Source organism: Embleya sp. L77 (assembly GCF_055557415.1).
In genome coordinates, this window is the sequence record NZ_CM145710.1 from 1,252,548 (window position 1) to 1,279,325 (window position 26,778).

A 26,778-nucleotide genomic window follows, 5' to 3' on the forward strand; every position below is an offset into this window, starting at 1 on the left:
CATCCGCGCTCGCCAGGGTCGAGGCCATGACCATACGCACTGCACTCCCCGTCCCCCGCCGTCGATCGCCGGGTGCGGTCGCGCTCGTCGTCGCCGCGCTGCTGGCCCTCCTCGCCGGCTGCGCGGGCGAGTCGGGCCGGACCAACGCGGTGTCGGTGTCCACCGGGGCCGCCGGCCCGCCGACCTCCACCGTCGCCGGCGGGCCGCTCACGCTCACCCCCGCATGGCCCGAGGACGGCCAGGCGGCCGTGGCGGTCGACGGCGCCGGGGAGCCGCTCGCCTCGGGCTCCGCCAAGCGCACGCCGACCGCGAGCCTGGCCAAGGTGATGACCGCCTACCTGTTCCTCAAGGCCAAGCCGCTCGCGACGGGAGCACCGGGGCCGTCGTTCACCATCTCGGCCGAGGAGGCGAACCGCTACCCGGAGCGGCTGCGCCGGTTCGAGAGCCTGACCCCGGTCACGGCGGGCGAGTCCTTCACCGAACGTCGGGCCCTGGAGGCGCTGATGGCCGTCTCGGCGAGCAACGTCGCCCACGAGATCGCCCGTTGGGTGGACCGGGACGAGGCGACCTTCGTCGCCCGGATGAATCGCACCGCCAAGGAGTTGGGCATGCGCGACACCCACTACACCGATCCCAGCGGCTTCGACCGCGCCACCGTGAGCACCGCCGCCGACCAGGTCAGGCTGTTCAGGGTCGCGATGCGCGAACCGGCCTTCGCCGCGGTCGCGGGCGTGCGCAGCTACACCGACTCGGCGCAGATCACCAAGTCCAACAGCAACACCCTGCTCGGCCGCGAGGGCGTGCTCGCGGGCAAGACCGGCTTCACCACCCCGGCCGGCGGCAACCTCGTCTTCGCCGCCGAGCGCCGCATCGACGGCCGGCCGCAATTGGTGGTCGCCGCGGTCATGGCCCAGCGCAAGGGCAGCACCGCCGCCGCCGCGATCAACGCGAGCGAAACCCTGATCCGCTCGATCGGCACCCCGTAGCCGGGCCTGCGCACAGCAGTACGGCACCCGCCACGTTCGCCCCCCACCGGCGTGTCCGGCGGTCCGGGTCGGCACCACGCACGACCCGGCCGCCGGCCGATATTCGCCGGCCCGGTGTGCGGTCGGCTCCCCCAGTGGCCGGGGATTCGATCCGAGGTCGGGCCCCGACCGGCAGGCCGGCGAGTGGCGATGCCTACGCACTATCCCCGTACGCGGCCGGCGTCGCCGACGCACGCGCGTGGCCCCGTCCGTACGTCCGCGGATCGCGCACGCACCACGCGATCGGCCTGGGCGCCTGCCCGCTCGACGCCGGCTCGCCGGCCGAGATCACCGACCGGTGGCGCAGCGGCCTGTCCGGCGTCGAGGCGGCCCGGGTCGACGGCGGCGAAGTACCGACGCTGCGCCGACCCCGGGCGGCCGCTCGTCGGCCCCACTCACCGTGCCGACCGGTACGCATCCGCGCACCGCATACGCGTCTCGGCGCCGAGCGCGTACGCCTCTTCGCGCCGATGCCGGGCAACCCGCTCGATCCGCATGCGTGTTCGGCGCGGCCCGGCCCACCGGCCTCCCGCACGGCCGGTGCTCCGCGATATCCGGCGCGGCGCTTCGCCCCGCCGGGCGTCCGGTCGACGATCAGGCCGTGGGCGCCGAGGTTCTCCACCCGCTCGCGTCGGCCGTCCGATTCTTCCCGAGCAGCTGCTCCAGGAGACGGGAGTCGGTGATCACTCCCAGCAGTCGCGGTCCGGCGCCGCCGGCCGGCCGTACCTTCGGATATTCGACCACCGCCACCAGGCGGCTGCGATCGCGGGCCATCAGCGCCGCGATCTCCAGGGCCGTGTCCTCCGGGTCGGCGACCGAGGGCACCGTCTTCTCGCGCCGCAGGCAGTCGCGCACGGTGCGCCCGGCCAGGGCCCGGCGCGATCGGCCCGCGTACGGTTCGTCGATCGCGGCGTCCGGCCCCGGGCCGTCGATCACCTGCCCCGGCAGCAGGAGACCGACCAGGCACGACGCGGGCAACACCGCATACGGTTCACCGTCGGCGTCCAACACCAGTACTCCGGGCTGGTGTTGCGCGGCGACGAGCCGTGCCGCGTCCAGAGCGTCGCTGTCGAGGGTGACCGCCGGGAACTCGGTCACCAGGTCACGTGCGCGCATCACGAACTCCTCGAGTGTCGACGATCGATCGGATTCGGGCGCGGCCGCGCCCGAACCATCGCGCCCGACCGAGGAGGCGACCGGTCATTCGACACCTCATTCGGGCGCATCCCCATGGTGGTGAATTCGATTCCCTCGCCTGGTGGAACGTTCCCCGACAAGCGACGCGAGGGTTCTTGCCCCCGGAAGCGAACTCTCCGTTTTATCGGCGAAACACAGGGTGACGAAGAATGCCGTACGGATGTCCTCGTGCCGGGCCGGCCTCGTCGTCGTGTTCCGATTGCCGATGCGCACACCATCCGGGCAGACGAAAATTCGGCACTTCCGTGCCGCCGGTCCCGTCTCCCCGCCCACGGAGTGCGGATGCGATCAACAGTTCCCCGTCACCAATCCGTCGCACAGCGATCGCAGACCGCTACGGCGCTTTATCCCCAACTTGCGATACACGCGCGTGAGGTGCTGCTCGACCGTACTGACCGTGATGAACAACCGATCGGCAATCTCGGTGTTCGTGTGTCCGCGGCCGACCAACATGACGACCCGCTGTTCCGCTTTGCTCAGATCCTCGATTCCCACCGTCTCGCGGACTTCCCGGGACCCGTCCGAATGCACCTCGCCCGGCAGGACCAGCATGCCCAACAGGCCGTCCGCCTTACAGTCCTTGGCCATCGACCGCGCCTTGCGCATGGTCCGCGCGGCCGCGCCCACGTCGCCGAGCGCGTGTTGCGTGCGCCCCAACAGGCCCAACAATCGGGACTGTTCCAGGCGATCCGGCTCGTTCTTCATGCACTCCAGCGCGGTCTTCAGCAGCGGCATGCGGTGCTCCGCCGCCGACGCCTCGGCCAGGACCCGCAGGGTCAGCGCGGCGGTGCGCCCCTGCGCCGGACCGAGCATGGCCGACTGCTCCCGGGCGAGTTCCCGCGCCGCCTCCTCGCGGCCGAGCACGATCAACGCCTGGGCGATGTCCGTACGCCAGGGCACCAACGCGGGCAGGTCCATCTCCCACGAACGCATGCTCCGGCCGCACGACTCGAACTCCAGGAGCGCGGCGTGCGGGCGATCGAGCGCCAGCAGGTAGTGCCCGCGGGCATGCTGGTAGTACGCGCCTGCCGGGGTTTGCGTCGCGGCCACCGAGACGGGTTCGCTGAGCAGTCTTCCGGCCGCCTCCAGCTCGCGGCGCTCGGTCAGCGCGAGGGTCAGGCTCGCGGTCGCGAACTCGACGCCCATCCGCCAGCCCAGCGCCGTCCGGGCCAGCCGCTCCGCGGTCTCCAGGTCCCCGCAACGCACCGCGGCCTTGGCCGTGATGGTGGCGAAGGCGCCCACCCAGCTGGGCACCTCACGGTCGTTCGCCTCCTTCAGCAACAGCTCGCCCCAGGTCGCCGCCACACTGTGCCGGTCGGCGTAGACGAGCGCGCTGAGCGCCATCGCCAGCGGTTCGAACGTGGCCTCGCTCAACCGCAGGGCCTGGAGGTGCTCCTGCGCGGCGTCGATCTCGCCCGGCGACAGCCTGCCGTGCAGGACACCGCTGAGCAGGGCGGCGGCCTCCAGCCGAGGATCCGTGCTGGACTGCGCCGGACCGGGCGGCAGTTGCGCCGAATCCAACACGTCGGACACGCTCCGGGCCAGCATCGGATAGGTGCAGCCCAGCCAGAGCCGGAACGCCTCCCAGTCGATGGACTCGGCGGCGGCGGCACCCTTGACGGTGCCGCCGATGTGCCGCAGGGCCTCCTCCGCCTGTTCCAACAGCCCGTGCAGCAACAGGTACTTGATCAATTGGATCGCCTGGCACAACTGAAGGTGGCCCTGATAGAGCGACTCCGCCAGAGACGCGAAGTGTCGTTCCGCCGCGACGGGGTTCACCTGTCCGTCGATCTGCGCGAGCATCAGAGTGACCGCCACCCGCTGGTCCACGTCGACCGCATCGCGCTGGGCCAGCCGCGTGTACTGGGCCGCCAACTCCACCCGGTCGTCGTGCAGCGCCGCCTCCGCCGCCTCCAGCAGCAGCGGCACGGCCCAGGCATCGCCGGCGTGATCCGCCGCGAGGAGGTGGGTGGCCACCTCCGTCGCCCGTTCGCCCTCGCTGAACAGCAGGCGTGCCACCCGCAGATGCAGGTCCGAGCGCCGATCCGGGTCGAGGCTGTCCAGGACCGCGGCCCGCGCCTCCGGGTGGCGGAATCCGCGCCGGTTCAACAGGCCGGTGCGGATCAGGACGTGTCGGCAACGCTGGACCACATCGGATTCCAGCGAAAGCAATCGACCCACCAGGTGATTGGCCCGGGACATGTCGAGCGCGGCCAGACCATGTGCCACTTCGGTGGTGAGTGAATCGCTGCGGCGCAGGCACATGGCCACCGCCTGGCGATACGACTGGGTCGAATTCACCGGGGCTTCCGCGTCCGATTTCGCGAGCTGCCCGCGCCGGTCCTCCAGCAGCGCATTGACCAGGAATGGATTTCCGCCGCTCAGTTCCTCGAACAGCGGAAGAACTTCCATTGCATTCTCGCGCCCCACTCGATGCGCCACCAATTGCGCAATCCCGGAAGCCGAGAGCGGTTCGAGGCGAATACGCCTCGAATTCGGCTGTCCCAGCGTCTCCATCTGAAAGAGCGGAAACACCGGATTGGCCCCGGAGAGCACATTGAGAACGAGCAGCACGCGCTGGTTCACAATACGTCGGGCGAGATAACGCAGGAAATGCAGCGACATTCTGTCCGCGTGCTGGAGGTCGTCCACCGCGACCACCAACGGACCCTTTTCGGACAGACGCATCATGGCGGCGTGCAGCTTGGCCAGGATCTGCGCGTGATCAGGGTGGATGCGGTCAGGGTCGGCTGTGGTCACGCCCTTGAGCAGGACTCCGTCCCGGATTGTGTCGCGCACTTCCGAAACGTCGTCCGACGGCAGCGAAACGTTGTGTGATAATTGATCCGCGACGCCAAACGGAATCTCGCACTCCGCATGCGCCGCAGTCGCCGACAGGACGATCGCTCCCGCAGCGGAAGCACGCTGCGTGAAGGTGTTGAGGAGCTCCGTCTTCCCGCTGGCCACTACTCCGCCGATAAGGGCTACGCCACCCTTACCGTTTGAACATTCGGTAAGCATTCTGCTAAGTGCTTCGAGTTCTCCATCGCGTTCGACCAGGAACATGCCAAGCCACCCCCGTAGCGGACGAGTGTTCCCCCAGAGGATAGCAACCCCTACCTGTCAACGTACAATTCAATGTGCCCGTCGATGCACGCAGAAGCGGTTCTGCACCACATTCCGCGAATGACGACACTTCGTGTAGTCCGACCGGTTGGAGTGGCGGATCCGGGGTCGCCGAGATCGAGAGACGTGCAATCCGATCACCTTTCCGGCACCGCGGCGGGATCCAGCTCACCGTCGGTACCGGATCGGCGCTCGTACACCGCGCCGAAAAATCGAGGATGTCCCCGATCCGGCGGACGTCACGATCGCCCCGGACCCGCCGAAGCGGGTCCGGCGTGGGTCAGGTCGCCGCCACGATGTCGAGCGACTCCTCGGGCTCCGCCTTCAGCGCCCGCCGCGGAATCCGGGGCAGGAACAACAGCGTGCACAGCAGGCCCGCCACCGCGAAGCCGGCCGAGACCACCAACGCCACGTCGAGGCCGTGCACGAAGGAGTCGCGCACATTGTCCAGAAGGGCCGGGGAATTGCTCTCCTTGGCCACCGCGATGCCGTCGAAGACTCCCGAGCGCGTCGCGTCCTCGGACGCGTCGGACATCGCCGGCAGCGAGAGGTGCGACTGGTAGGAGGTCAACAGCACACTGCCGAGCACCGCGGCACCCAGGGGTGCGCCGACCTTGTTGACGGCCTGGAGCACGGCCGCGCCCACACCGCTGCGCTCCTTGGGCACCTGGGAAAGCACGATCGAGGTCGTGGTGGCCATGGACAGCCCCATCCCGAAGCCGGACAGCGCCATCCACGTCCCGGAGAACCCGTCGCCGGAGCCCGCATCGGTGGTGGCGCCCAGGAGCAGCCCCCCGGTCATCACCACGAAACCGGTCGCGATGGCGAACTTGGGCCCCACCAGCTGCGCCATCTTGTCGGCGGGCACCGCACCCACGACCAGTCCGCCGATCAGCGGCAGCAGACGCAACCCGGAACCCATCGCGTCGGTGCCCTGAACGGCCTGGAAGTACTGCGGCATGATGAAGATGACACCGATGTTGGCCAGCGCCACGAAGCCGATCAACACCACGCCCCACGTGTAACTGCGGGACTGGAACAGGGCCGGATCGAGCATGGGCCGCCCGTCCGGACGCTTGGCGAGCCAACTCTCGTAGCGGTAGAAGCCGACCAGCAGTGCCAGGCCGCCGCACATCAGCGCCCACGCGGCCACGTCGCCCCAGCCGTGCTCGCCCACCTTGATCAATCCGAAGGTCAATCCGCTCAGGCCGAGAGTGGACAGGGCGGCACCGACCAGGTCCAGCTGCGGAGGCTGCTCGGCGCGCGAGTCGGGAACCAGCGCCAGCACGACCAGCGCGCCGATCAGAGCGATCGGCACGTTGATCAGGAAGACCCAGCCCCACCAGTAGTTGGTCAGCAACCAGCCGCCGAGCAACGGCCCCAGCGGCAGCGCCAAAAAGTTCGCGGCCGACCAGATGCCGACCGCCTTGGGCCGTTCCTCCGCGGTGAACAGCACGGTCAGCGCGGACAGGGCCATCACGATGATGCCCGCGCCGGCCACGCCGAGGATGCATCGGGCGGCGATGAACTGCCATGGCGTGTCGGCGTACGCGCACGCGGCCGACGCGGCGGCGAACAGCACCAGCGAGCCCATCAGGATCTTCTTGCGCCCGTAGCGGTCACCGAGCAGACCGAGCGGCAACATCGACGCCGCGAGGAAGAGCAGGTAGGACGACGAGAACCACTGCAGGTCGGTCTCGGTCGCGTCCAGCGAGTGCGAGAGCTGTGGCAGCGCCACGCTCAAAATCGTGCCGTCGAGGCCGACGGCCAACATCGACAAGCTCAGCGCCGACAGCGCCCACCACTTATGGCGCCCTGACTCCGACATGAGAACCTCACCTCAATTAAGTGTGAACCTTCTTTTGAATGCTACCTCTCATTTGATGCTCCAGCTACCGTGTTCGGTGAGGGTTCTGTTTCGGATCGGGCCGACCCCGACGACTCGGAATGCGGACTCGGGCGCGCACGCGCGCAGGCCCGCTCCATCGCCCAACGGGGCGGCGGAGCGGGCCTGTTCAGTGCCCCGAGCACAGCCGGGGAGATGGTTGCGGTGGTGTGGCGGAAGCCTCGGTCAGGGCCGAGGGGAGGCAGCCGGGAGGTGTCCGCGGGCCGCGTCGATCACATCGGCCCCCCGGAAGACCTCCTGGGCGACCCCCTGGCGGACCCCCTGTCCCGGCACCTGCACGCTGCCCGGACCGGGATCACTCATGGCGAAACAGGGCGTCCCAGCGTCACCTGCACGTCGCGTCGATCCTGATCGAGCAGGATCCGGGTGGCCTCGGCCGTCGGATCCTCGACGATCAGGGTGTACAGGCCGAACGGCACGGTGGCGAAGACGAACCGGCCGTCCCGGTCGGTCACTTCCGACAATTCACAACCCGACCCGTCCGACAGGCGCACCCGTCGGCGGGCCACCGGCGAGCCGGCGATGTCGCGTACCACGCCCTGGAATCGCAACAACCGGTGCGGCAACTCGACGTCCACCAGCACGGGTTCGGTGCCGTTGACGACGATCCGGCAGGTCTGCGACTCGTGCCGACGGTGGATCACCACGAGCCCGTAGGCCCCGGGCCGCAGTCCTCGGAACTCGTACCGGCCCTCGGCGGAGGTCAGGGTGGACCCGACCATCAAACCCGCCTGGTCCATGAACACCACCAGCGCACCGGACACCGGCATCCGCAGGCGGTCCTCGGTGATCGTCCCGAAGGCCATGGTGGCCTCGACCAACCGCAGAGTGGTCTCCGCGGCGTGCGACGCCTCGACGACGACCTCCGCCGCCTGCGTCACGTGTCCGCGTGCCCCCGCGAGGAGCACGTACTCGCCGTTCTCCGGCACGGACAGTCGATACGATCCGTCCGGGCCGGCCTTGACATCGTCCAATCGGCGGCCGACATAGTCGACGACCGTCAGGCGTGCGCCGGGAACCGGTAGCCCTCCGGTATCCAGCACCCGCCCCTGGACACACCCACGAGTGCTACCACGCCTTCTCATCGAGCTTCTCCCCCTATTGGTCGCCCCACCTGGCAGCCTCCGATGGAACGATCACACCGAGAAGGAGCGGCCGGCGGCCGGGTCATGAGCAGCCTTCGCTCGGGCCCTCCGCCATCAGATGGTTGAACCGGTCGTTGTCCAGAAAGGCCAGCACCCGGTCGAGTTCCGCCGCGATGTCCCGGCTGGGGTCCTGTGCCCAGCGCAACATCGCGTCCATGATGATGCCGAAGACGGTTCCGCTGAGCGCACGGACCGCGGTGTCGTCGGGAGCGCGGCCCGAACGTTCGGCCACGAGTTCGGTGATGGTCTGCGTCGCCTGGGCCACGTTCCCCAGGCTGGCGGCCCACAGTTCGGGCACGGTGAACATCAGCACGTCCCGGTCCCGCTGTGCACCGAGTTCACTCGGCGACAGACCCTGGAGGGTGTCCCGAATCGCGAGGCGCAGGGCCCGCACCAACGGCAGATCGTCGGGTTGGGCGCGCCATGCCTGGATGAAGAATGCCTCCTGCTCGTCCGAGACGACCAGCTCCTCCTTGGTGGAGAAGTACCGAAAGACCGTGCTCGTGGACACCTCGGCCGCCTCCGCGATCTGCTCCATCGTGGTGGCGTCGTAGCCCTGGTCCCGAAACAGTCGCAGAGCCTGCTGCTGGATCGCGGCACGCGTCTTGGCCTTCTTGCGCTCACGCAGGCCGGCAAGCGGCTCGCCCTGCTTCGGCGTGGATCGAGGGTTCACCTTCGCAGGGCTCATATCGGGGTTCTCCGAGTCTCGCTGATCCAAGTTCTCACCCGGGGGTCTCGACCCCCGAACGCGTGAACACCGCCTACGGTCGCCCGACTGCACACGGGGGCCAATCCAGGGCCAATTGATAGTAGACTACCAAAAGAAATCGACATCGCATGATGGCGTGTCTCCCGATATTCCGGGCGCCGGGCATCATCGCAGGTCAGAAGCACAATTCGAGCCTCGATGGTACTCCGGTCCGACCTGACGGTGGATCACATCTCCCCGCTACGCACCGAGATTCCGGCGTTCACGTACCGTGCATCCTGCGTGGCACCCCGGGCACCCCGTCGGATCGGGCGCATCCCGAGCCCGATCGCGGAGCATCCGACCAACCCCCGGGCCGACGGCCCGCGTTCGAGGGGTGGGGTCGCGACGATACCCGTCGATCGAGCCCACCGTCACGCCGCCGCGCGTCGCGGGCGCGAACCGCACCCGGCCGCCCGCGGCGGACCGGCCGCCCACATCCGACGAACGGACATCCGCCCCGCCGGCGGCGGGGACCGCCGGGCGAGGCCGTGGCCGGGGCGGGCGGTCCGCGAAAGTGTCCGGAACGGCGAGGCGGCCGCGCCGAGCGCGGCCGCCGGTCGGATCGCTCGGCGCAACCGGCGTCCGCCGGTTGCGCCACTCGGGAGCACGATCGGGCTCAGCTCGCGCCCAGCTCCCGATCCAGCAGGTCGAAGATCTCGTCGTCGGTGGCCGCGTCCAGATCCGCCTCGGTCTCCTCCGACTCGCCCTCCGGCCGCCCCTGTGTCGCCTGCTGCCAGGTCCACAACAACGTTTCCAGCCGCCCGGTGATCTCGTCCCGAACACTCTCGTCGTCGGGAACCGCCGCCAACGCGCGTTCCAGCCCCCGGATCTCGTCGAGCACGACGACCGCCGGGTCGCCGTCCGTCCCGGCGGCGAGACGTTCGAGGAGATGATCGGCGAGTTCCGCCGGGGTCGGGTGGTCGTAGATCAACGTGCCGGACAGCTCCAGGCCCATCGCCGTCGCCAGGCGCGACTTGAGCTCGATCCCGGTGAGCGAGTCCAGGCCCGACTTCAGGAAGGACAGCTCGGGGTCGAGTTCCATCGTGCCCGAATGGCCCAGCACCGCGGCCACTTCACCGCCGAGCGCCTCCAGGAGCGCGGAACGCCGCTGCGCGGCAGGCACCGATCGAAGCCGCTCGGCCAACGGCCCGGGCCCGGCGGCCGGTTCGCCCGCCGCCTTCACGTCGTCGGCCGCCGGGCCCAGATCCCGCAGCAGCGGCCTCGGGCGGGCGGCGTTGAACACCTCCGCGAAGCGCTGCCAGTCCATGTCGGACACGGCGACGAAGGTCTCGTCCAGGTCAACCGCCGCATGCAGCGCCGCGATCGCCCGACCCGGTGCGATGGTCCGCATCCCGGTCTTGTTCAACCACGCCACATACTCGGCATCCTTCGCCATGCCCGCCCCGGCCCAGGCTCCCCACGCCACCGCCGTGGCCGGGAAACCCCCCGCCCGACGATGCTCGGCGAGCGCATCCAGGTACGCGTTGGCCGCCGCGTACCCCGACTGCCCGGCACTGCCCCAGACTCCGGCACCCGAGGAGAACAGCACGAACACCTCCGGCGGCGCCTCCCGAAGCAGTTCGTGCAGATGCGTGGCGCCGCCCGCCTTCGCGGCCAGCAGTTCGGATACGTCCGCCAGGTCCAGGTCCGCCAACTGCTCGGCCTCGCCGACCAGACCGGCCGCATGAAAGACGGCGGTGAGCGGCCGATCCGCCGGAATCTCGGCGAGGACCGCGGCGAGGGCCGTCCGGTCCGCCGCATCACAGCCGGCGATGGTGACGGCTCCCGCGCCCGACTCGACCAGTTCCTGCCGCAGTTCGTCCGCGCCGGGCGCGTCGGGGCCGCTGCGACTGAGCAGCAGGATGTGCGGGGCACCGTTCCGGGCCAGCCAGCGGGCCACATGACCGCCCAGCGCACCGGTGCCGCCGGTGATCAGGGACGTTCCGGTGGGTTGCCAACGAGTGCTCGGCAAAGTCGCGGGTCGGGGCGCCCGCACGAGTCGGCGGACCAGCACCCCGGTCTCGCGCACCGCGAGTTGATCCTCGTCGCCGATGCCCGCAAGCGCGGCGCACAGGTACGGGGCGGTGGCCGCGTCGACGGTGGCGGGCAGGTCGATCAGACCTCCCCAGCCCTCGGGGTTCTCCAGGCCGGCAACCCGCCCGAGGCCCCAGATGTGCGCCTGCACCGGGTTGGTCAACAGCTCACCCGGTACGGCGGCGACCGCACCGCGGGTGGCCGACCACAACCTGGCGTCGATCTTGGCGTCGGCGAGCGCCTGGACCAGCGCCACGGTGGCCGCCGCGCCGGCCGGGACGGCGGGATACCGCGCATGGGCTGTCTGGCACAGTCCGAGCAGCGACAACACACCCTCGACGTCGGCATCCTCGGTCACCACGCGCAGCGCATCGGCCAGCGCGTCCCGGCCCACCTCGCCGGCGTCCACCTCCAGCAGCCGGACATCGACGCCGTACTCCTCCAGCACCCGGACACAGTCGACTGCCGGAGCCTCGTCGGCGCTGCCCATGGCCGCGACCACCAGCCAGGTCCCGGACAACAGCGGCGCGTCGACCTCCGCGAGCGGCTTCCAGTCGATGCGGTAGCGCCAGGAGTCGAACGCCGCGTCCCCCTGGTGCTGTTGCCGCCACGCGGCCAGGTTCGGCACCACCGTTTCCAGCGACGACCGGGCCTGCTCGCCCGCCATCCCCACCAGGTCCGCTACACCGGGAGCGTCGAGGCGCTCGACGGCGTCCCAGAAGCGCCGCTCCTCCGGATCGATCTCGGCGGGAGTGTCGCGGTCGAGCCAGTAGTGGGTGTGGTCGAAGGCGTAGGTGGGGAGTTCGAGGGTCGGGGTGCCGGGGGCGGGGGCGTCGGGACTCGGCCAGGTGATGTCGAGGCCGGTGGTCCAGGCGTGGGCGAGGGCGGTGAGGAGGGCGCGGGGTTCGGGTCGGTCGGGTCGGGTGAGGGGGATGAGGGCGGTGGGTCCGTGGTCGGTGGGGAGGGAGTCGGCGGTCATGGCGGTGAGGACGCCGCGGGGGCCGATTTCGAGGAATGCGCGGACGTTGTGGTGGGCGAGGTGGGTGATGCCGTCGTGGAAGTGGACGGGGCCGCGGACCTGGCGTACCCAGTGGTCGGGTGAGGCGAGTTCGTCCGGGGTCGCGGGCAGGCCGGTGACGTTGGACACCAGCGGGATGACCGGGGCGTGTGCGGTGAGGGTGGCGGCGACGGTGTGGAAGTCGTCGAGCATGGGGTCCATGCGGGCGGAGTGGAAGGCGTGGGAGACACGCAGGCGGCGTGTCTTGCGGCCTTGTTCGCGCCAGTGCGCCTCGATCGCCGCGATCGCGTCCTCGTCACCGGAGACGACGGTGGCGCTCGGCCCGTTGACGGCGGCGACGCTCACCCGCTCGCCGTGCGGGGTCAGGGTCGTCTCGACGTCCGTCACCGGGGCCTGGACGGCGAGCATGGCGCCGCCCTCGGGCAGCGCCTGCATCAGTCGGCCGCGCGCGGCGACGAGTGTGCACGCGTCCTTGAGGTCCCACACCCCGGCCACGTGTGCGGCGGCGAGTTCGCCCACGGAGTGGCCGGTGACGAAGTCGGGGCGGAGGCCGAAGGATTCCACGAGGCGGTACAGGGCCACCTCGAACGCGAACAACGCCGTCTGCGTGAACACCGTGCGGTCCAGCTCCGCGGCCTGCTCGGTGCCCTGGTCGGCGAACATCACCTCGCGCACCGACGACCCCACCAACGGGTCCAGATGCCCGCAGATCTCGTCCAACGCCGCCGCGAACACCGGCGACACCGCATACAACTCCCGACCCATCCCCGCCCGCTGCGCACCCTGACCCGAAAACAGGAACGCAGACTTCACACCCTCACCCGCGACACCCGCCACCACACCACCCGCAGGCACACCCGACTCGGCGAACGCAGCCAACCCGGCCAACAGTTCATCCCGATCGCCACCGACCACAGCCAACCGATGCCGCAACCCGTCCCGAGCCGCCAACGCCCGACCCAGGGACTCGATGTCGATGTCGGCGCCGGGCGACTCGGCGAACTCGTGCAGTCGTTTCGCCTGGGCCCGAAGTCCGCCGGCGCTGCCGCCGGAGATCACCCACGGCACCAGGCCGCCGGCCGATGTCAACGGCTCCTGCGGTCGGTCGCCGGCATCCGGCTCGGACTCGGCCTGCTCGACGGGGGCTTCCTCGATGATCACGTGGGCGTTGGTGCCGCTGGCGCCGAACGAGGACACACCCGCCCGCCGCACGCCCTCGCCCCGGGGCCAGGACACCGCCTCGGTCAACAACGACACCGCGCCCGCGTCCCAGTCCACGAACGGCGACGGCTGCTCCGCATGCAACGTGCGCGGCAACTCCTCCCGCCGCAACGCCATCACCATCTTGATCACACCACCGACACCCGCAGCCGCCACCGAATGCCCGATGTTCGACTTCAACGACCCCAACCACACCGGCCGATCCGCATCACGACCACGCCCATACGTCGCCAACAACGCCTGCGCCTCGATCGGATCACCCAACTTCGTACCCGTACCGTGCGCCTCCACCGCGTCCACATCACCCACACCCAGACCCGCATCCGCCAACGCCGCCCGGATCACCCGCTGCTGCGAGGGACCGTTCGGCGCCGTCAACCCACTGCTCGCACCGTCCTGATTGATCGCCGAACCCCGCACCACACCCAGGACCCGATGCCCCAACCGACGCGCATCCGAAAGCCGCTCCAGAGCCAACATGCCCACACCCTCGGCCCACGCCGTACCATCCGCATCCGCCGAGAACGCCTTGCACCGACCCTCCGGCGACAACGCCCGCTGCCGCGAGAACTCCGTGAACCCACCCGGACCCGCCAACACCGTCACACCACCGGCCAACGCCAACCCACACTCACCCCGCCGCAACGACGCAACCGCCAGATGCAACGCCACCAACGACGACGAACACGCCGTGTCCACCGTCACCGCCGGACCCTCGAAACCGAACGAATACGACACCCGACCCGACAACACACTCGACGTATTACCGGTGAAGGCATGGCCTTCCACGCTTTCCGGTACCCGGTCCAGGTTGGGGACGTAGGCCGAGGTACCGGCCCCGACGAAGACGCCCGCCGAACTCCCGCGCAGAGTGCTCGGGTTCAGTCCCGCGCGTTCCATGACCTCCCAGCAGACCTCCAACAGCAGTCGCTGCTGCGGATCCATCGCCAACGCCTCACGCGGCGAGATCCCGAAGAACTCCGCGTCGAAACCCGCCACATCGTCCATGAAGCCGCCACGCCGCACGTAGGACTTGCCCGAGCGTTCCGGATCCGGGTCGTACAGATCCGCGGGCCAGCCACGATCCACGGGTAGCTCGGATGTCGCGTCCACTCCCTCGGCGACCACGTCCCACAGGTCCTCGGGTGAGCGCACGCCACCCGGATAGCGACACGCCATGCCCACCACCGCGATCGGTTCGCGGGCGGCCTCGGTCAACCGGAGGTTCTCCCGCTGCAACCGGTCGCGTTCCTTCAGCGAAGCGCGCAGTGCCCGAACAACGTCGTCATTCGACGCAGCCATGATGAAACCAGCTTTCAGAGTCGGTTCAGGATTCGTCGCCGAGGGCGAACTGGACAAGGTCCTCGACATCCATCGCATCGATGGAGTCCTCCGCGTCTTCGGCGTGCACGTCCGGCCCGCCCTGCGATCCGTCGGCCGACCCCATGAGCTCCAGCAGCGACTTCATCAGCCCGGCCTCCCGAAGCTGTGCCAGCGGAATCCGGGCAAGGGCTCGGCGAATCTCCGCCTCCCCCGCTTCGTTGTCCTCCGCCTGTGCGGTGGTGTGGGTGGTGTCGGGGGTGAGTTGGTCGGTGAGGTAGCGGGTGAGTGCGGTGGGGGTGGGGTGGTCGAAGACGGTGGTGGCGGGGAGGCGGATGCCGGTGGCGGTGAACAGGCGGTTGCGGAGTTCGACGGCGGTGAGGGAGTCGAGTCCCTGGTCGAGGAATCCGCGGCCGGGTTCGATGGTGTCGGGGTTGTCGAGGGTGAGGATGACGGCCATTTGTCGGCGGACGAGGGTGAGGACGTGTTGGTGGGCTTCGGTGGGGGTGAGGCCGGCGAGTTGCTCGGCCAGTGCGGGGCCCTGCTCCCGGGTCGTCGCGGTCGGCCGGACGCTGCTGAGCCGGGACCAGATGGGGTGGTCCGGAATGTGTTCGAGATTGAGCACGGACGCCACGTGGAGCGGCCGGTCGAACTGGTTGTGCGCGTCGAAGATCTCCAGACCCTGCTCCGATCGCAACGGCACGATGACGCTGCGGGACATCCGGGCGAGGTCCTGCTCGCCGAGGTGGCCGGTCATTCCGCTGGCCTGGGCCCACAGTCCCCAGGCGAGGCTGGTGGCGGGGAGTCCTCGGGCGTGGCGGTGGGCGGCGAGTGCGTCCAGGAACGCGTTGGCCGCGCTGTAGTTCGCCTGGCCGGGGCTGCCGAACAGGCCCGCCACCGAGGAGAAGAGCACGAACGCGCCCAGATCGAGGTCCTTGGTCAACTCGTGCAGGTTGACGGCGGAGTCCACCTTCGAGGCCAACACGGTGTGCAACTGCTTGGGGGTCAGGGCCGTCAACGTCGAGTCGTCGAGCGCGCCGGTGGTGTGGATCACCGCGGTCAGCGGGTGCTCGGCGGGGATCTCCTCGATCACCCGGGCCAGGGCCTTCTTGTCGGCCGCGTCGCATGCGGTGATGGTGACGGTGGTGCCGAGTCGGGTGAGGTTTTGGTGGAGTGTGGTGGCGTTGGGGGCTTGGGGGCCTTGGCGGCTGAGGAGGTGGAGGTGGGTGGTGGGGTGGTGGGTGGCGAGGTGGGTGGCGAGGAGGGTGCCGAGGGTTCCGGTGCCGCCGGTGATGAGGATGGTGCCGTGGGGGTTGATGGGGGTGGGGATGCGGATGATGTTTTTGCCGGTGTGTTTGCCTTGGCTCATGTGGCGGAGGGCGTGGCGGAGGTCGGCGAGGTTCCAGGTGGTGGTGGGGAGGGGGGTGAGGGTGTGGTGGTGGAAGAGGTCGAGGAGGGTGGTGAGCATGGTGGTGGTGAGGGTGGGTCCGGCGTCTTTGAGGTCGAAGGCTCGGTAGGTGGTGTGGGGGTGGGTGGTGGCGATGTCTTGGGGGTCACGGATGTCGGTTTTGCCCATTTCGATGTAGCGGCCGCCGGGGGCGAGGAGGTCGAGGGAGGTGTCGACGGGTTGGCCGGCGAGGGAGCCGAGGACGACGTCGATGCCGTGTCCGTTGGTGGTGGTGCGGAATTTGTGGGCGAAGTCGAGGGTGCGGGAGTTGGCGATGTGGTCGTCGTCGATGCCCAGGGCTCGGAGGGTGGGCCATTTGGTGGGGCTTGCGGTGGCGTAGATTTCGGCGCCCCAGTGGCGGGCGAGTTGGATGGCGGCCATGCCGACGCCGCCGGTGGCGGCGTGGATGAGGACGCGTTCGCCGGCTTGTAGGCCGGCCAGCTCCCGCAACCCGTAGAACGCCGTCAGGAACGCCGCCGGTATGGACGCGCCCTGCTCGAACGACCAGTCGTCGGGCATGCCGATCAGCATGCGTTCGTCGGCGATGCTCAAAGGTGCGAAGGTCGACGGGAAACCGCCGAACACCCGGTCCCCGGGCGCGAATCGCTCGACGCCGGGCCCGATCTCCACGACCACGCCCGCGCCTTCGGCCCCCAGTCCGTCCTCGAAGACCGCCAGGCCCAAGGCCCCGGCCACGTCCATGAAGTTGAGCCCCGAGGCGTGGACTCGGATGCGGACTTCGCCGGGTTCCAGAGCTCGGGTGGCGCGGGGGTTGTCGGTACGGCCGACGTCGTCCAGGGTGCCGCCGCCCAGCGCGTCCACCCGCCAGGTGTCACCCGCACCGAACCCGCCCACCGCCGGGATCTGCCCCCGATCCGCACCCCGCACCACCCGCGGAGCCCACAACACACCCTCACGATCCGCCAGTTGCGGCTCCCCCATCGCCACCACCCGCGACAACAAAGCCGCCGGATCCGACACCCCCGACACCGGATCCACATCCACCACCACGAAACGATCCGGATGCTCGCTCTGCGCCGTACGCACCAACCCCCACGCCACCGACGCCGCCGCATCCGTCACATCCGCCGAACCACCCCGACCCGTGGCCACCGCACCCCGCGTGAGCACCACCAACCTGCTCGACTCCAACCGCGGCTCCGCCAACCACCCCTGCACCGTCGCCAACAACGACTCCGCCACAGCATGCGCCGCCCCCGCCGAAACCTCCCCCACATCGTCCGACACCACCGACACCACACCCACCGACGGAACCGCACCACCCGCATCCAACCCCGCCACCAACACCCCCACATCACCACACACCGATGCCCCCGGCACCGACCCACCCACACCCCACGGATCCGCACCCACCACCACCACCGACGACAACCCCACCCCATCCACCACGGACGCAGGGAACCAGTCGATCGTGAAAAGTCCGTCCAACCCGGCCACCGGGGCGGCCAGTTGGGTGGGATCGGCCCGACGCATCCGCATCGACTCGACCAGCATCACCGGCTCGCCGGCCGGATCCACGGCGGTGATCCGCACGGTGTCCGCACCGGTACTGCGCAGCAGCACCCGCAGCGTGCCGGCACCTGTGGCGAACAGGGAGACGTCGTTCCAGGAGAACGGCAACCACACGCCCTCCACGGCGAACCCGCCGCGGAACTGCTGGGCGTGCAGGGCCGCGTCGAGCAGGGCCGGGTGGAGCCCGAACCGGCCCGCGTCCTCGGCGGCCGGCTCCGGCAGCGACGCCTCGGCGTAGATCTCGCCGTCGACGCCGCGCCAGACCGACTTCAGGCCCTGGAAGGCGGGCCCGTATCCGTAGCCGCGCCCGGCCAGCACCTCGTACGCATCCGAGACGGCAACCTGCGTCGCACCCACCGGCGGCCAGGTGCGCAGCGCCGCGAAGTCGGCGTCCCCGCCGCGCGTCGTGGCGTCCCGCGCGACCACGGTGGCCTGCGCGTGCCGGGTCCACATCGCGCCGGTCCCGACGCCGCTCTGCGCGCGGGAGTACACGCTCACGGAGCACCGGCCGTCATCGTCCTGGGCATCGACGACGACCTGGAGCTCCACCGCGCCCGTCGGCGGGACGACCAGCGGGGCCTGCACCACGAGTTCCTGAAGTTTGCCGCAGCCGACCTGGTCGCCCGCACGGATGACCAGGTCCACGAACGCGGTACCGGGCAGCAGCGCGGTGCCGGACACGGCGTGATCGGCCAACCAGGGATGGGTCGCCTGCGACAGCCGCCCGGACAGCATCACCGAACCGGACGCGGCCATCTCCACCGAGGCGGCCACCAGGCCGTGTTCCACACCGGCCAGACCGACCTCGGTCAGGTCTCCGCCGCCACGCTTGCCGCGGTCCAGCCAGTAGCGAGTGTGGTCGAAGGCGTAGGTCGGGAGTTCGGTGGGTGGTGTGTCGGTGTGCGGCAGCAACTTGGGCCAGTCCACACCCACACCCGCCGCCCACACCTGCGCCGCACCCGTCACGAACCGACGCAACCCACCCTCGTCCCGACGCAACGTCCCCGTCACCAACACCCCACCCGAACCCACACCGGACCCGGACCCCACACCGGACCCGGACCCCACACCGACCCCGGCCCCGGTGCCGGCCGCGGCCTCCTCCGCGACCGCCTCCACCGTCTCCCCGATCCCCACCGTCAACACCGGATGACCACTGCACTCCACGAACACATCGAACCCGTCACCCAACAACGCCCGCGTCGCATCCTCGAACCGCACCCGCGACCGCAGATTCCCCCACCAATACCCCCCATCCATCACCGACCCCTCCACCACACCACCGGTCACCGTCGAATACACCGGCACCGAACCCACACCCGCAACCACCCCCTCCAACGCACCCGACACCCGATCCCCGATCACCTCCACCAACGGCGTATGCGACGCATAATCCACCGCAATCCGCCGCACCCGAACCCCCACACCCCCACACCACTCCACCAACTCCCCCGCAGCCCCCACATCCCCCGCAACCACCACCGACGACGGACCATTCACCGCCGCCACCCACAACCGCCCCTCCCACCGCGACAACCACCCCTCCACCACACCCACACCCACACCCACCGACACCATCGCCCCACCACCCGACAACCCCACCAACGCCCCCGAACGCCCCACCACCACCCGCACCGCATCCCGCACCGACAACACACCCGCCACACACGCCGCAGCAATCTCCCCCTGCGAATGACCCACCACAGCCCCCGGCACCACCCCCACCGACTCCCACAACCGCGCCAAACCCACCATCACCGAAAACATCACCGGCTGAACCACATCCACCCGCTCCAACGACGGAGCACCCACCACCCCCCGCAACACATCCACCACCGACCAACCCACCAACTCCTCCACCACCGCCGAACACTCACCCACCACCGCCGCGAACACCCGCGACGACCCCAACAACTCCACCCCCATCCCCAACCACTGCCAACCCTGACCCGGAAACACAAACACCACCCGACGCACACCACCCCCCACCACACCCGACACCACACCCGGGGAGTCCGCACCCGCCGCCAAGCCGGACAGCAACTCCGCACGCCCGGAACCGACCACCGCCAAACGATGCGGCAGCCCGCCACGCGCGGCCAACGCCCGTCCCATTGCGGCGACATCGAGCGCGTCGCCCTGCGACTCGGCGAACTCGCGCAGTCGTTCCGTCTGTGCGCGAAGCCCGCCCGCGCTGCCGCCGGAGACCACCCAGGGCACCACCGGTTCCGCGGACTCCACTGCCGCGGGCGTCTTCGACACCGGTGCGACGAGGGCGGGTTCGTCCGCGGGGGCTTCCTCGATGATCACGTGGGCGTTGGTGCCGCTGGCGCCGAACGAGGACACACCCGCCCGCCGCACGCCCTCGCCCCGGGGCCAGGACACCGCCTCGGTCAACAACGACACCGCGCCCGCATCCCAGTCCACGAACGGCGACGGCTGCTCCGCATGCAACGTGCGCGGCAACTCCTCCCGCCGCAACGCCATCACCATCTTGATCACACCACCGACACCCGCAGCCGCCACCGAATGCCCGATGTTCGACTTCAACGACCCCAACCACACCGGCCGATCCGCATCACGACCACGCCCATACGTCGCCAACAACGCCTGCGCCTCGATCGGATCACCCAACTTCGTACCCGTACCGTGCGCCTCCACCGCGTCCACATCACCCACACCCAGACCCGCATCCGCCAACGCCGCCCGGATCACCCGCTGCTGCGAGGGACCGTTCGGCGCCGTCAACCCACTGCTCGCACCGTCCTGATTGATCGCCGAACCCCGCACCACACCCAGGACCCGATGCCCCAACCGACGCGCATCCGAAAGCCGCTCCAGAGCCAACATGCCCACACCCTCGGCCCACGCCGTACCATCCGCATCCGCCGAGAACGCCTTGCACCGACCCTCCGGCGACAACGCCCGCTGCCGCGAGAACTCCGTGAACCCACCCGGACCCGCCAACACCGTCACACCACCGGCCAACGCCAACCCACACTCACCCCGCCGCAACGACGCAACCGCCAGATGCAACGCCACCAACGACGACGAACACGCCGTGTCCACCGTCACCGCCGGACCCTCGAAACCGAACGAATACGACACCCGACCCGACAACACACTCGACGTATTACCGGTGAACGCGTATCCCTCGAGGTGTTCCGGCACCTGGTCCATGTCGCACACATACGAGGACCCGCCGGCACCGACGAACACGCCGGCCTGGCTGCCGTGCAGCGCGGCCGGATCGAGGCCGGCACGCTCCATGGCCTCCCAGGAGACCTCCAGCAGCAGTCGCTGCTGCGGGTCCATCGCCAGCGCCTCACGCGGCGAGATCCCGAAGAACTCCGCGTCGAAACCCGCCACATCGTCCAGGAAGCCACCACGTCGCGTGTACGACTTGCCCGGGCGCTCCGGGTCGGGGTCGTACAGGTCCTCCGGCCAACCGCGGTCCGACGGGAACTCCGAGGTCGCGTCCACGCCCTCGGCCACCAGATCCCACAGGTCCTCGGGCGACCGCACGCCACCCGGGAAACGGCAGGCCATGCCCACCACCGCGATCGGCTCGTCCGTGGTGACGCTCGCGCGTTGCCGCACCGCGTCGCCCGACTCGGCCTCGGCGCCCAGGAGTTCGGCCTCCACGAACCGGGCCAGATCGGCCGGGGTGGGGTAGTCGAAGACCAGGGTCGTGGGCAGTTGCAGCCCGGTGGCCGCGGACAGGCGGTTGCGCAGTTCGACCGCGGTCAGCGAGTCGAGCCCGATGTCCATGAATCCGCGGGTCTCGTCCACCCGGGCGGGTACGTCGTGGCCGAGCACCGAGGCGACCTGTGCCCGGACCAATTCCAGGACGACCCGGGCGCGCTCGTCCCCGGGCAGCACGATCAGCCGCCGAGCCAACGAGAGGCCGGCTCCGATGGACGCCGCCACGCGGCGCTTCGGCGTGCGGATCAGACCGCGCCACACCGAGGAGAGCACGCCGGCCATGGCCCGCTCGCGCAGTACGGCCGGGTCGATCCGGGTGGCGACAACCACCGGATCAGCCACCGTCAGGACGGTGTCGAACAGCGCGAGCCCCTCCCGGGCGGAGAGCGGCACCGCGCCCTCGCGCGAGGCCCTGGCGGGCTCGCCGCCGGCCGCGTCCACCGATTCCCACACACCCCACGCCACGGACACGGCAGGCAGGCCACGGCTCCGGCGGCGGTGGGCCAGCGCGTCCAGGAAGGTGCTCGCGGCGGCCAACCCGGCGTAGCCGGTGCCACCGACGACGCCGGCCGCCGACGAGAAGAGGATGAACGCGGACAGGTCCAGGTCCTGCGTGAGTTCGTGCAGATGGGCGGCACCGGACGTACGGGCCGCGAGCGCCTCGTCGAGCTGTTCGTCGGTCAGCGACGCCAGGACTCCGCCGGCCTGCACGCCGGCCGCGTGAATCACCGCCGTGAGCGGGTGGGCGTCCGGGATCCCGGCCAGGAGCTCGGCAACGGCCGCCCGATCGGTGACATCGCAGCCGACGATCGTCACGTCGGCGCCCAGTTCGGTGAGTTCGTCGCGCAGCGCGCTCGCGTCGGGCCGGTCCGGGCCCTGGCGGCCGGCCAGCACGAGATGCCGAACACCGTGCTCCGCGACGAGGTGACGCGCCAGCAGGCGACCCTGCGCGGAGCCGGCGCCGGTCACGAGCACGCTGCCGGACCGGTCCAGGACCGGCAGCCCGTCGGTCTCGGCGGCCGGTTCTGCGGACACCAGACGCGGGGTCAGCAACTCACCGTTCCGGACCGCGATTTGCGGTTCGCTTGTGGCAACGGCCTCGACCAGGAGCATGGTCAGGTCCGGTACCTCGGCGGCCGGGTCGAGGTCGAGGAGCACGAAGCGGTCGGGGTGTTCGCTCTGCGCGGTGCGAATCAGGCCCCAGGCCACCGAGGCGGCCGGGTCGGAGACGTCCGCATACCCGTCCCGTGCCGCCGCGACGGCGCCGCGGGTGACCACGACCAACGTGGAGGTCTCCAGACGGGGTTCGGCCAGCCAGGCCCGCACGGTGGCCAGGAGGGCGGCGGCCACCTCCCGGGCCGCGTCGGCCATGTCGCGCACGTCCGTCGAGGCCGCGGAGACCACGCCGTACGCCGGTACCGCCGCCCCGTCGTCGAGCGCGGTGACCAGGGCCGGGACGTCCGCATGTGCCGGAAGGTCGGTCAGGGCGGCTCGGATCGCAAAGGGATCCGAGCCGAGCAGCGCCACCTCGGGCAGGGCGGCGGAAGTCGCGGAGCCGGCCGGGATCCACTCCAGCGCGAACAACTCGTCCGCTCCGGCGGCGGACGACGCGAGTGCGACGGTGTCCAGCGCGCGGACCCGCATCGTCTCGACCCGCAGCACCGGTTCCCCGGCCGGGTCCACGCCGCTGATCCGCACGGTGTCCGCACCGGTGACCCGCAACAGCACCCGCAACGTACGGGCATCGGTGGCGAACAGGGAGGCCCCGTTCCAGGAGAACGGCAGCCGGATGCCCTCGCCGACGAACTCGGCATCGTGGTTGAGGGCGTGCAGTGCTGCGTCGAGGAGGGCGGGGTGGAGGGTGTGGTTGTCGGTGTTGTCGGAGTTGCTGTCGGTGGTGGTGTCGGGGAGTTCGGCTTCGGCGTAGATCTCGTTGTCGGCCCCGCGCCAGAGGGTTTTGAGTCCTTGGAAGGTGGGTCCGTAGGTGTAACCGCGTTCGGCGAGTGTGGCGTAGAGGTCGTCGATCGGGATCGGTGTGGCACCGGCCGGCGGCCAACTGCGCAGCAGGGCGAAGTCCGCATCGTCGGCGCCGGGTTCCGGCTGGTCGGTGGTGAGGGTGGCCTGTGCGTGTCGGGTCCAGACCGTGCCGGTCCGGGTGGGGGCCTGGGGTCGGGAGTAGATGGTGGTGGTGCGGTGTCCGTGGTGGTCGGTGGGGTCGATGACGATTTGGAGTTCGATGGGTTGGTGGGTGGGGATGGTGAGGGGGGTTTGGATGACGAGTTCGTGGATGTGGGGGTGGTTGATGTGGTCGCCGGCGCGGATGAGGAGGTCGAGGTGGGCGGTGCCGGGGAGGAGGGGGGTGTCGTTGATGGTGTGGTGGGTGAGCCAGGGGTGGGTGGTGGTGGACAGGCGTCCGGTGAGGATGGTGGGTCCGTCGGCGGCGGTGTCGAGGGCTGCGTTGAGGATGGGGTGGTCGAGGGGTGTCAGGCCCAGGTGGGTGGGGTCGCCGGTGGTGGTGGGGGTGCGGTCGAGCCAGTAGTGGGTGTGGTCGAAGGCGTAGGTGGGGAGTTCGAGGGTCGGCGCGCCGGGGGCGTCGGGACTCGGCCAGGTGATGTCGAGGCCGGTGGTCCAGGCGTGGGCGAGGGCGGTGAGGACGGCGCGGGGTTCGGGTCGGTCGGGTCGGGTGAGGGGGATGAGGGTGGTGGGTCCGTGGTCGGTGGGGAGGGAGTCGGCGGTCATGGCGGTGAGGACGCCGCGGGGGCCGATTTCGAGGAATGCGCGGACGTTGTGGTGGGCGAGGTGGGTGATGCCGTCGTGGAAGTGGACGGGGCCGCGGACCTGGCGTACCCAGTGGTCGGGTGAGGCGAGTTCGTCCGGGGTCGCGGGCAGGCCGGTGACGTTGGACACCAGCGGGATGACCGGGGCGTGTGCGGTGAGGGTGGCGGCGACGGTGTGGAAGTCGTCGAGCATGGGGTCCATGCGGGCGGAGTGGAAGGCGTGGGAGACACGCAGGCGGCGTGTCTTGCGGCCTTGTTCGCGCCAGTGCGCCTCGATCGCCGCGATCGCGTCCTCGTCACCGGAGACGACGGTGGCGCTCGGCCCGTTGACGGCGGCGACGCTCACGCGCTCGCCGTGCGGGGTCAGGGTCGCCTGCACGTCGGCGGCCGGGGCCTGGACGGCGAGCATGGCGCCGCCCTCGGGCAGTGCCTGCATCAGTCGGCCGCGTGCGGCGACGAGTGTGCACGCGTCCTTGAGGTCCCACACCCCGGCCACGTGTGCGGCGGCGAGTTCGCCCACGGAGTGGCCGGTGACGAAGTCGGGGCGGAGGCCGAAGGATTCCACGAGGCGGTACAGGGCCACCTCGAACGCGAACAACGCCGTCTGCGTGAACACCGTGCGGTCCAGCTCCGCGGCCTGCTCGGTGCCCTGGTCGGCGAACATCACCTCGCGCACCGACGACCCCACCAACGGGTCCAAGTGCCCGCAGATCTCGTCCAACGCCGCCGCGAACACCGGCGACACCGCATACAACTCCCGACCCATCCCCGCCCGCTGCGCACCCTGACCCGAAAACAGGAACGCAGACTTCACACCCTCACCCGCGACACCCGCCACCACACCACCCGCAGACACACCCGACTCGGCGAACGCAGCCAACCCGGCCAACAGTTCATCCCGATCGCCACCGACCACAGCCAACCGATGCCGCAACCCGTCCCGAGCCGCCAACGCCCGACCCACGGCTTCCGCGTCCACGGCGTCCGCCTGCTCCGAGACGAACTCCCGCAGCCGCGCCGCCTGCGCGCGAAGACCGGCCTCACTGCCACCGGAGACCAACCAGGGAGTCGGCGAACCCGACAGCGCGGGGACGGAGTTCTCCTGCGGTTCCGGATCGGCGTCCGTCGACGTCGCCTCCGGGGCGGGCGCCTCCTCGATGATCACGTGGGCGTTGGTGCCGCTCACCCCGAACGAGGACACCGCCGCGCGCCGCGCCTGCTCGCCCCGAGGCCAGGACACCGCCTCGGTCAACAACGACACCGCACCCGCATCCCAGTCCACGAAGCGCGACGGCTGCTCCACGTGCAGCGTGCGCGGCAACTCCTCCCGCCGCAACGCCATCAGCATCTTGATCACACCGGCGACGCCCGCCGCACTCTGCGTGTGGCCCAGGTTCGACTTCAACGAGCCCAGCCACACCGGGCGTTCCGGCGCACGGTCCTGTCCGTAGGTGGCCAGCAACGCCTGGGCCTCGATCGGGTCGCCCAGCTTCGTACCCGTACCGTGCGCCTCCACCGCGTCCACATCACCCACACCCAGACCGGCGTTGGCCAACGCGGCCCGGATCACCCGCTGCTGCGAGGGGCCGTTCGGCGCCGTCAACCCACTGCTCGCACCGTCCTGATTGATCGCCGAACCCCGCACCACACCCAGGACCCGATGGCCCAACCGGCGCGCATCCGAAAGTCGCTCCAGGGCCAGCACGCCGACACCTTCGCCCCACGCGGTGCCGTCCGCGCCGTCGGCGAACGGCTTGCAGCGACCGTCCGGGGCAAGGCCGCGCTGGCGGGAGAACTCGATGAAGGGGGTGGGGCTGGCCAGGGTCGCGACGCCGCCGGCGAGCGCGAGGGTGCACTCGTTCTGCCGCAACGACTGGACCGCGAGATGCAATGCCACCAGGGACGACGAGCACGCGGTGTCCACCGACACCGCCGGACCCTCGAAGCCGAACGAGTACGACACCCGACCCGACAACACACTCGCGAGGTTGCCGGTCATCGTGTAGCCCTCGACGGCTGCCGGCACGTGATCCAGGTCCGGGACGTAGGCGGAGGTCGAGGCGCCGACGAACACACCGGTCCGACTCCCGCGCAGCCCCGACGGGTTCAGCCCGGCCCGCTCCAGCACCTCCCAGGACACCTCCAGCAACAACCGCTGCTGCGGATCCATCGCCAACGCCTCACGCGGCGAGATCCCGAAGAACTCCGCGTCGAAACCCGCCACATCGTCCAGGAACGCGCCACGTCGCACGTAGGACTTGCCGGAGCGTTCCGGGTCGGGGTCGTACAGGTCCTCCGGCCACCCGCGGTCCGACGGGAACTCCGAGGTCGCGTCCACGCCCTCGGCGACCAGGTCCCACAGGTCTTCGGGCGAGCGCACGCCACCGGGGAAACGGCAGGCGATGCCCACCACCGCGATCGGCTCCAGCAGGCCGGCCTCGACCTCGTTCAGCCGGCGACGCGTCTTGTGCAGATCCGCCGTCACGCGCCGAAGGTACTCAACGGTCTTCTGCTGCTCGTCGGCCATCGAAATCAGTCCAGCCTTTCCGGAAATCCCGGACCTCTGGGTCCGG

The 26,778-nt window shown here is 70.2% G+C and carries 7 protein-coding genes and 1 pseudogene; 1 reads left to right on the top strand and 7 read right to left on the bottom strand.

The window, feature by feature from the left end; genetic code table 11:
• Positions 1–26 precede the first annotated feature (26 nt).
• Positions 27–986: a D-alanyl-D-alanine carboxypeptidase family protein gene (locus ACZOOI_RS35530; RefSeq protein WP_465283683.1), complete on the top strand. Its 960-nt coding sequence runs from the start codon at positions 27–29 to the stop codon at positions 984–986.
• A gap of 633 nt (positions 987–1,619) precedes the next feature.
• Here ACZOOI_RS35530 and ACZOOI_RS35535 read toward each other — a convergent pair.
• The 7 genes and pseudogenes from ACZOOI_RS35535 to ACZOOI_RS35565 all read right to left on the bottom strand — a co-directional run bounded on the left by ACZOOI_RS35535 (position 1,620) and on the right by ACZOOI_RS35565 (position 26,732).
• Positions 1,620–2,141 carry a CBS domain-containing protein gene (locus ACZOOI_RS35535; protein WP_465283684.1) on the bottom strand — a complete coding sequence of 174 codons (522 nt, stop codon included), beginning with the start codon at positions 2,139–2,141 and terminating at the stop codon, positions 1,620–1,622.
• Positions 2,142–2,510: 369 nt separating this feature from the next.
• On the bottom strand, positions 2,511–5,288 hold the full coding sequence (locus tag ACZOOI_RS35540; protein ID WP_465283685.1) for a helix-turn-helix transcriptional regulator: 2,778 nt from the start codon (positions 5,286–5,288) through the stop codon (positions 2,511–2,513).
• A gap of 340 nt (positions 5,289–5,628) precedes the next feature.
• Positions 5,629–7,176: an MFS transporter gene (locus tag ACZOOI_RS35545; protein ID WP_465283686.1), complete on the bottom strand. Its 1,548-nt coding sequence runs from the start codon at positions 7,174–7,176 to the stop codon at positions 5,629–5,631.
• A 377-nt stretch (positions 7,177–7,553) separates the two neighbouring features.
• Positions 7,554–8,339, bottom strand: a complete 786-nt coding sequence (locus tag ACZOOI_RS35550) for an MSCRAMM family protein (RefSeq protein WP_465283687.1) — start codon at positions 8,337–8,339, stop codon at positions 7,554–7,556.
• Positions 8,340–8,421: 82 nt separating this feature from the next.
• On the bottom strand, positions 8,422–9,087 hold the full coding sequence (locus tag ACZOOI_RS35555) for an acyl-CoA-like ligand-binding transcription factor (RefSeq protein WP_465283688.1): 666 nt from the start codon (positions 9,085–9,087) through the stop codon (positions 8,422–8,424).
• Positions 9,088–9,766: 679 nt separating this feature from the next.
• Positions 9,767–14,623, bottom strand: a pseudogene (locus tag ACZOOI_RS35560) (type I polyketide synthase); the annotation flags it as partial.
• A 127-nt stretch (positions 14,624–14,750) separates the two neighbouring features.
• Positions 14,751–26,732 carry an SDR family NAD(P)-dependent oxidoreductase gene (locus ACZOOI_RS35565; protein WP_465283689.1) on the bottom strand — a complete coding sequence of 3,994 codons (11,982 nt, stop codon included), beginning with the start codon at positions 26,730–26,732 and terminating at the stop codon, positions 14,751–14,753.
• Between the last annotated feature and the right edge of the window lie 46 nt (positions 26,733–26,778).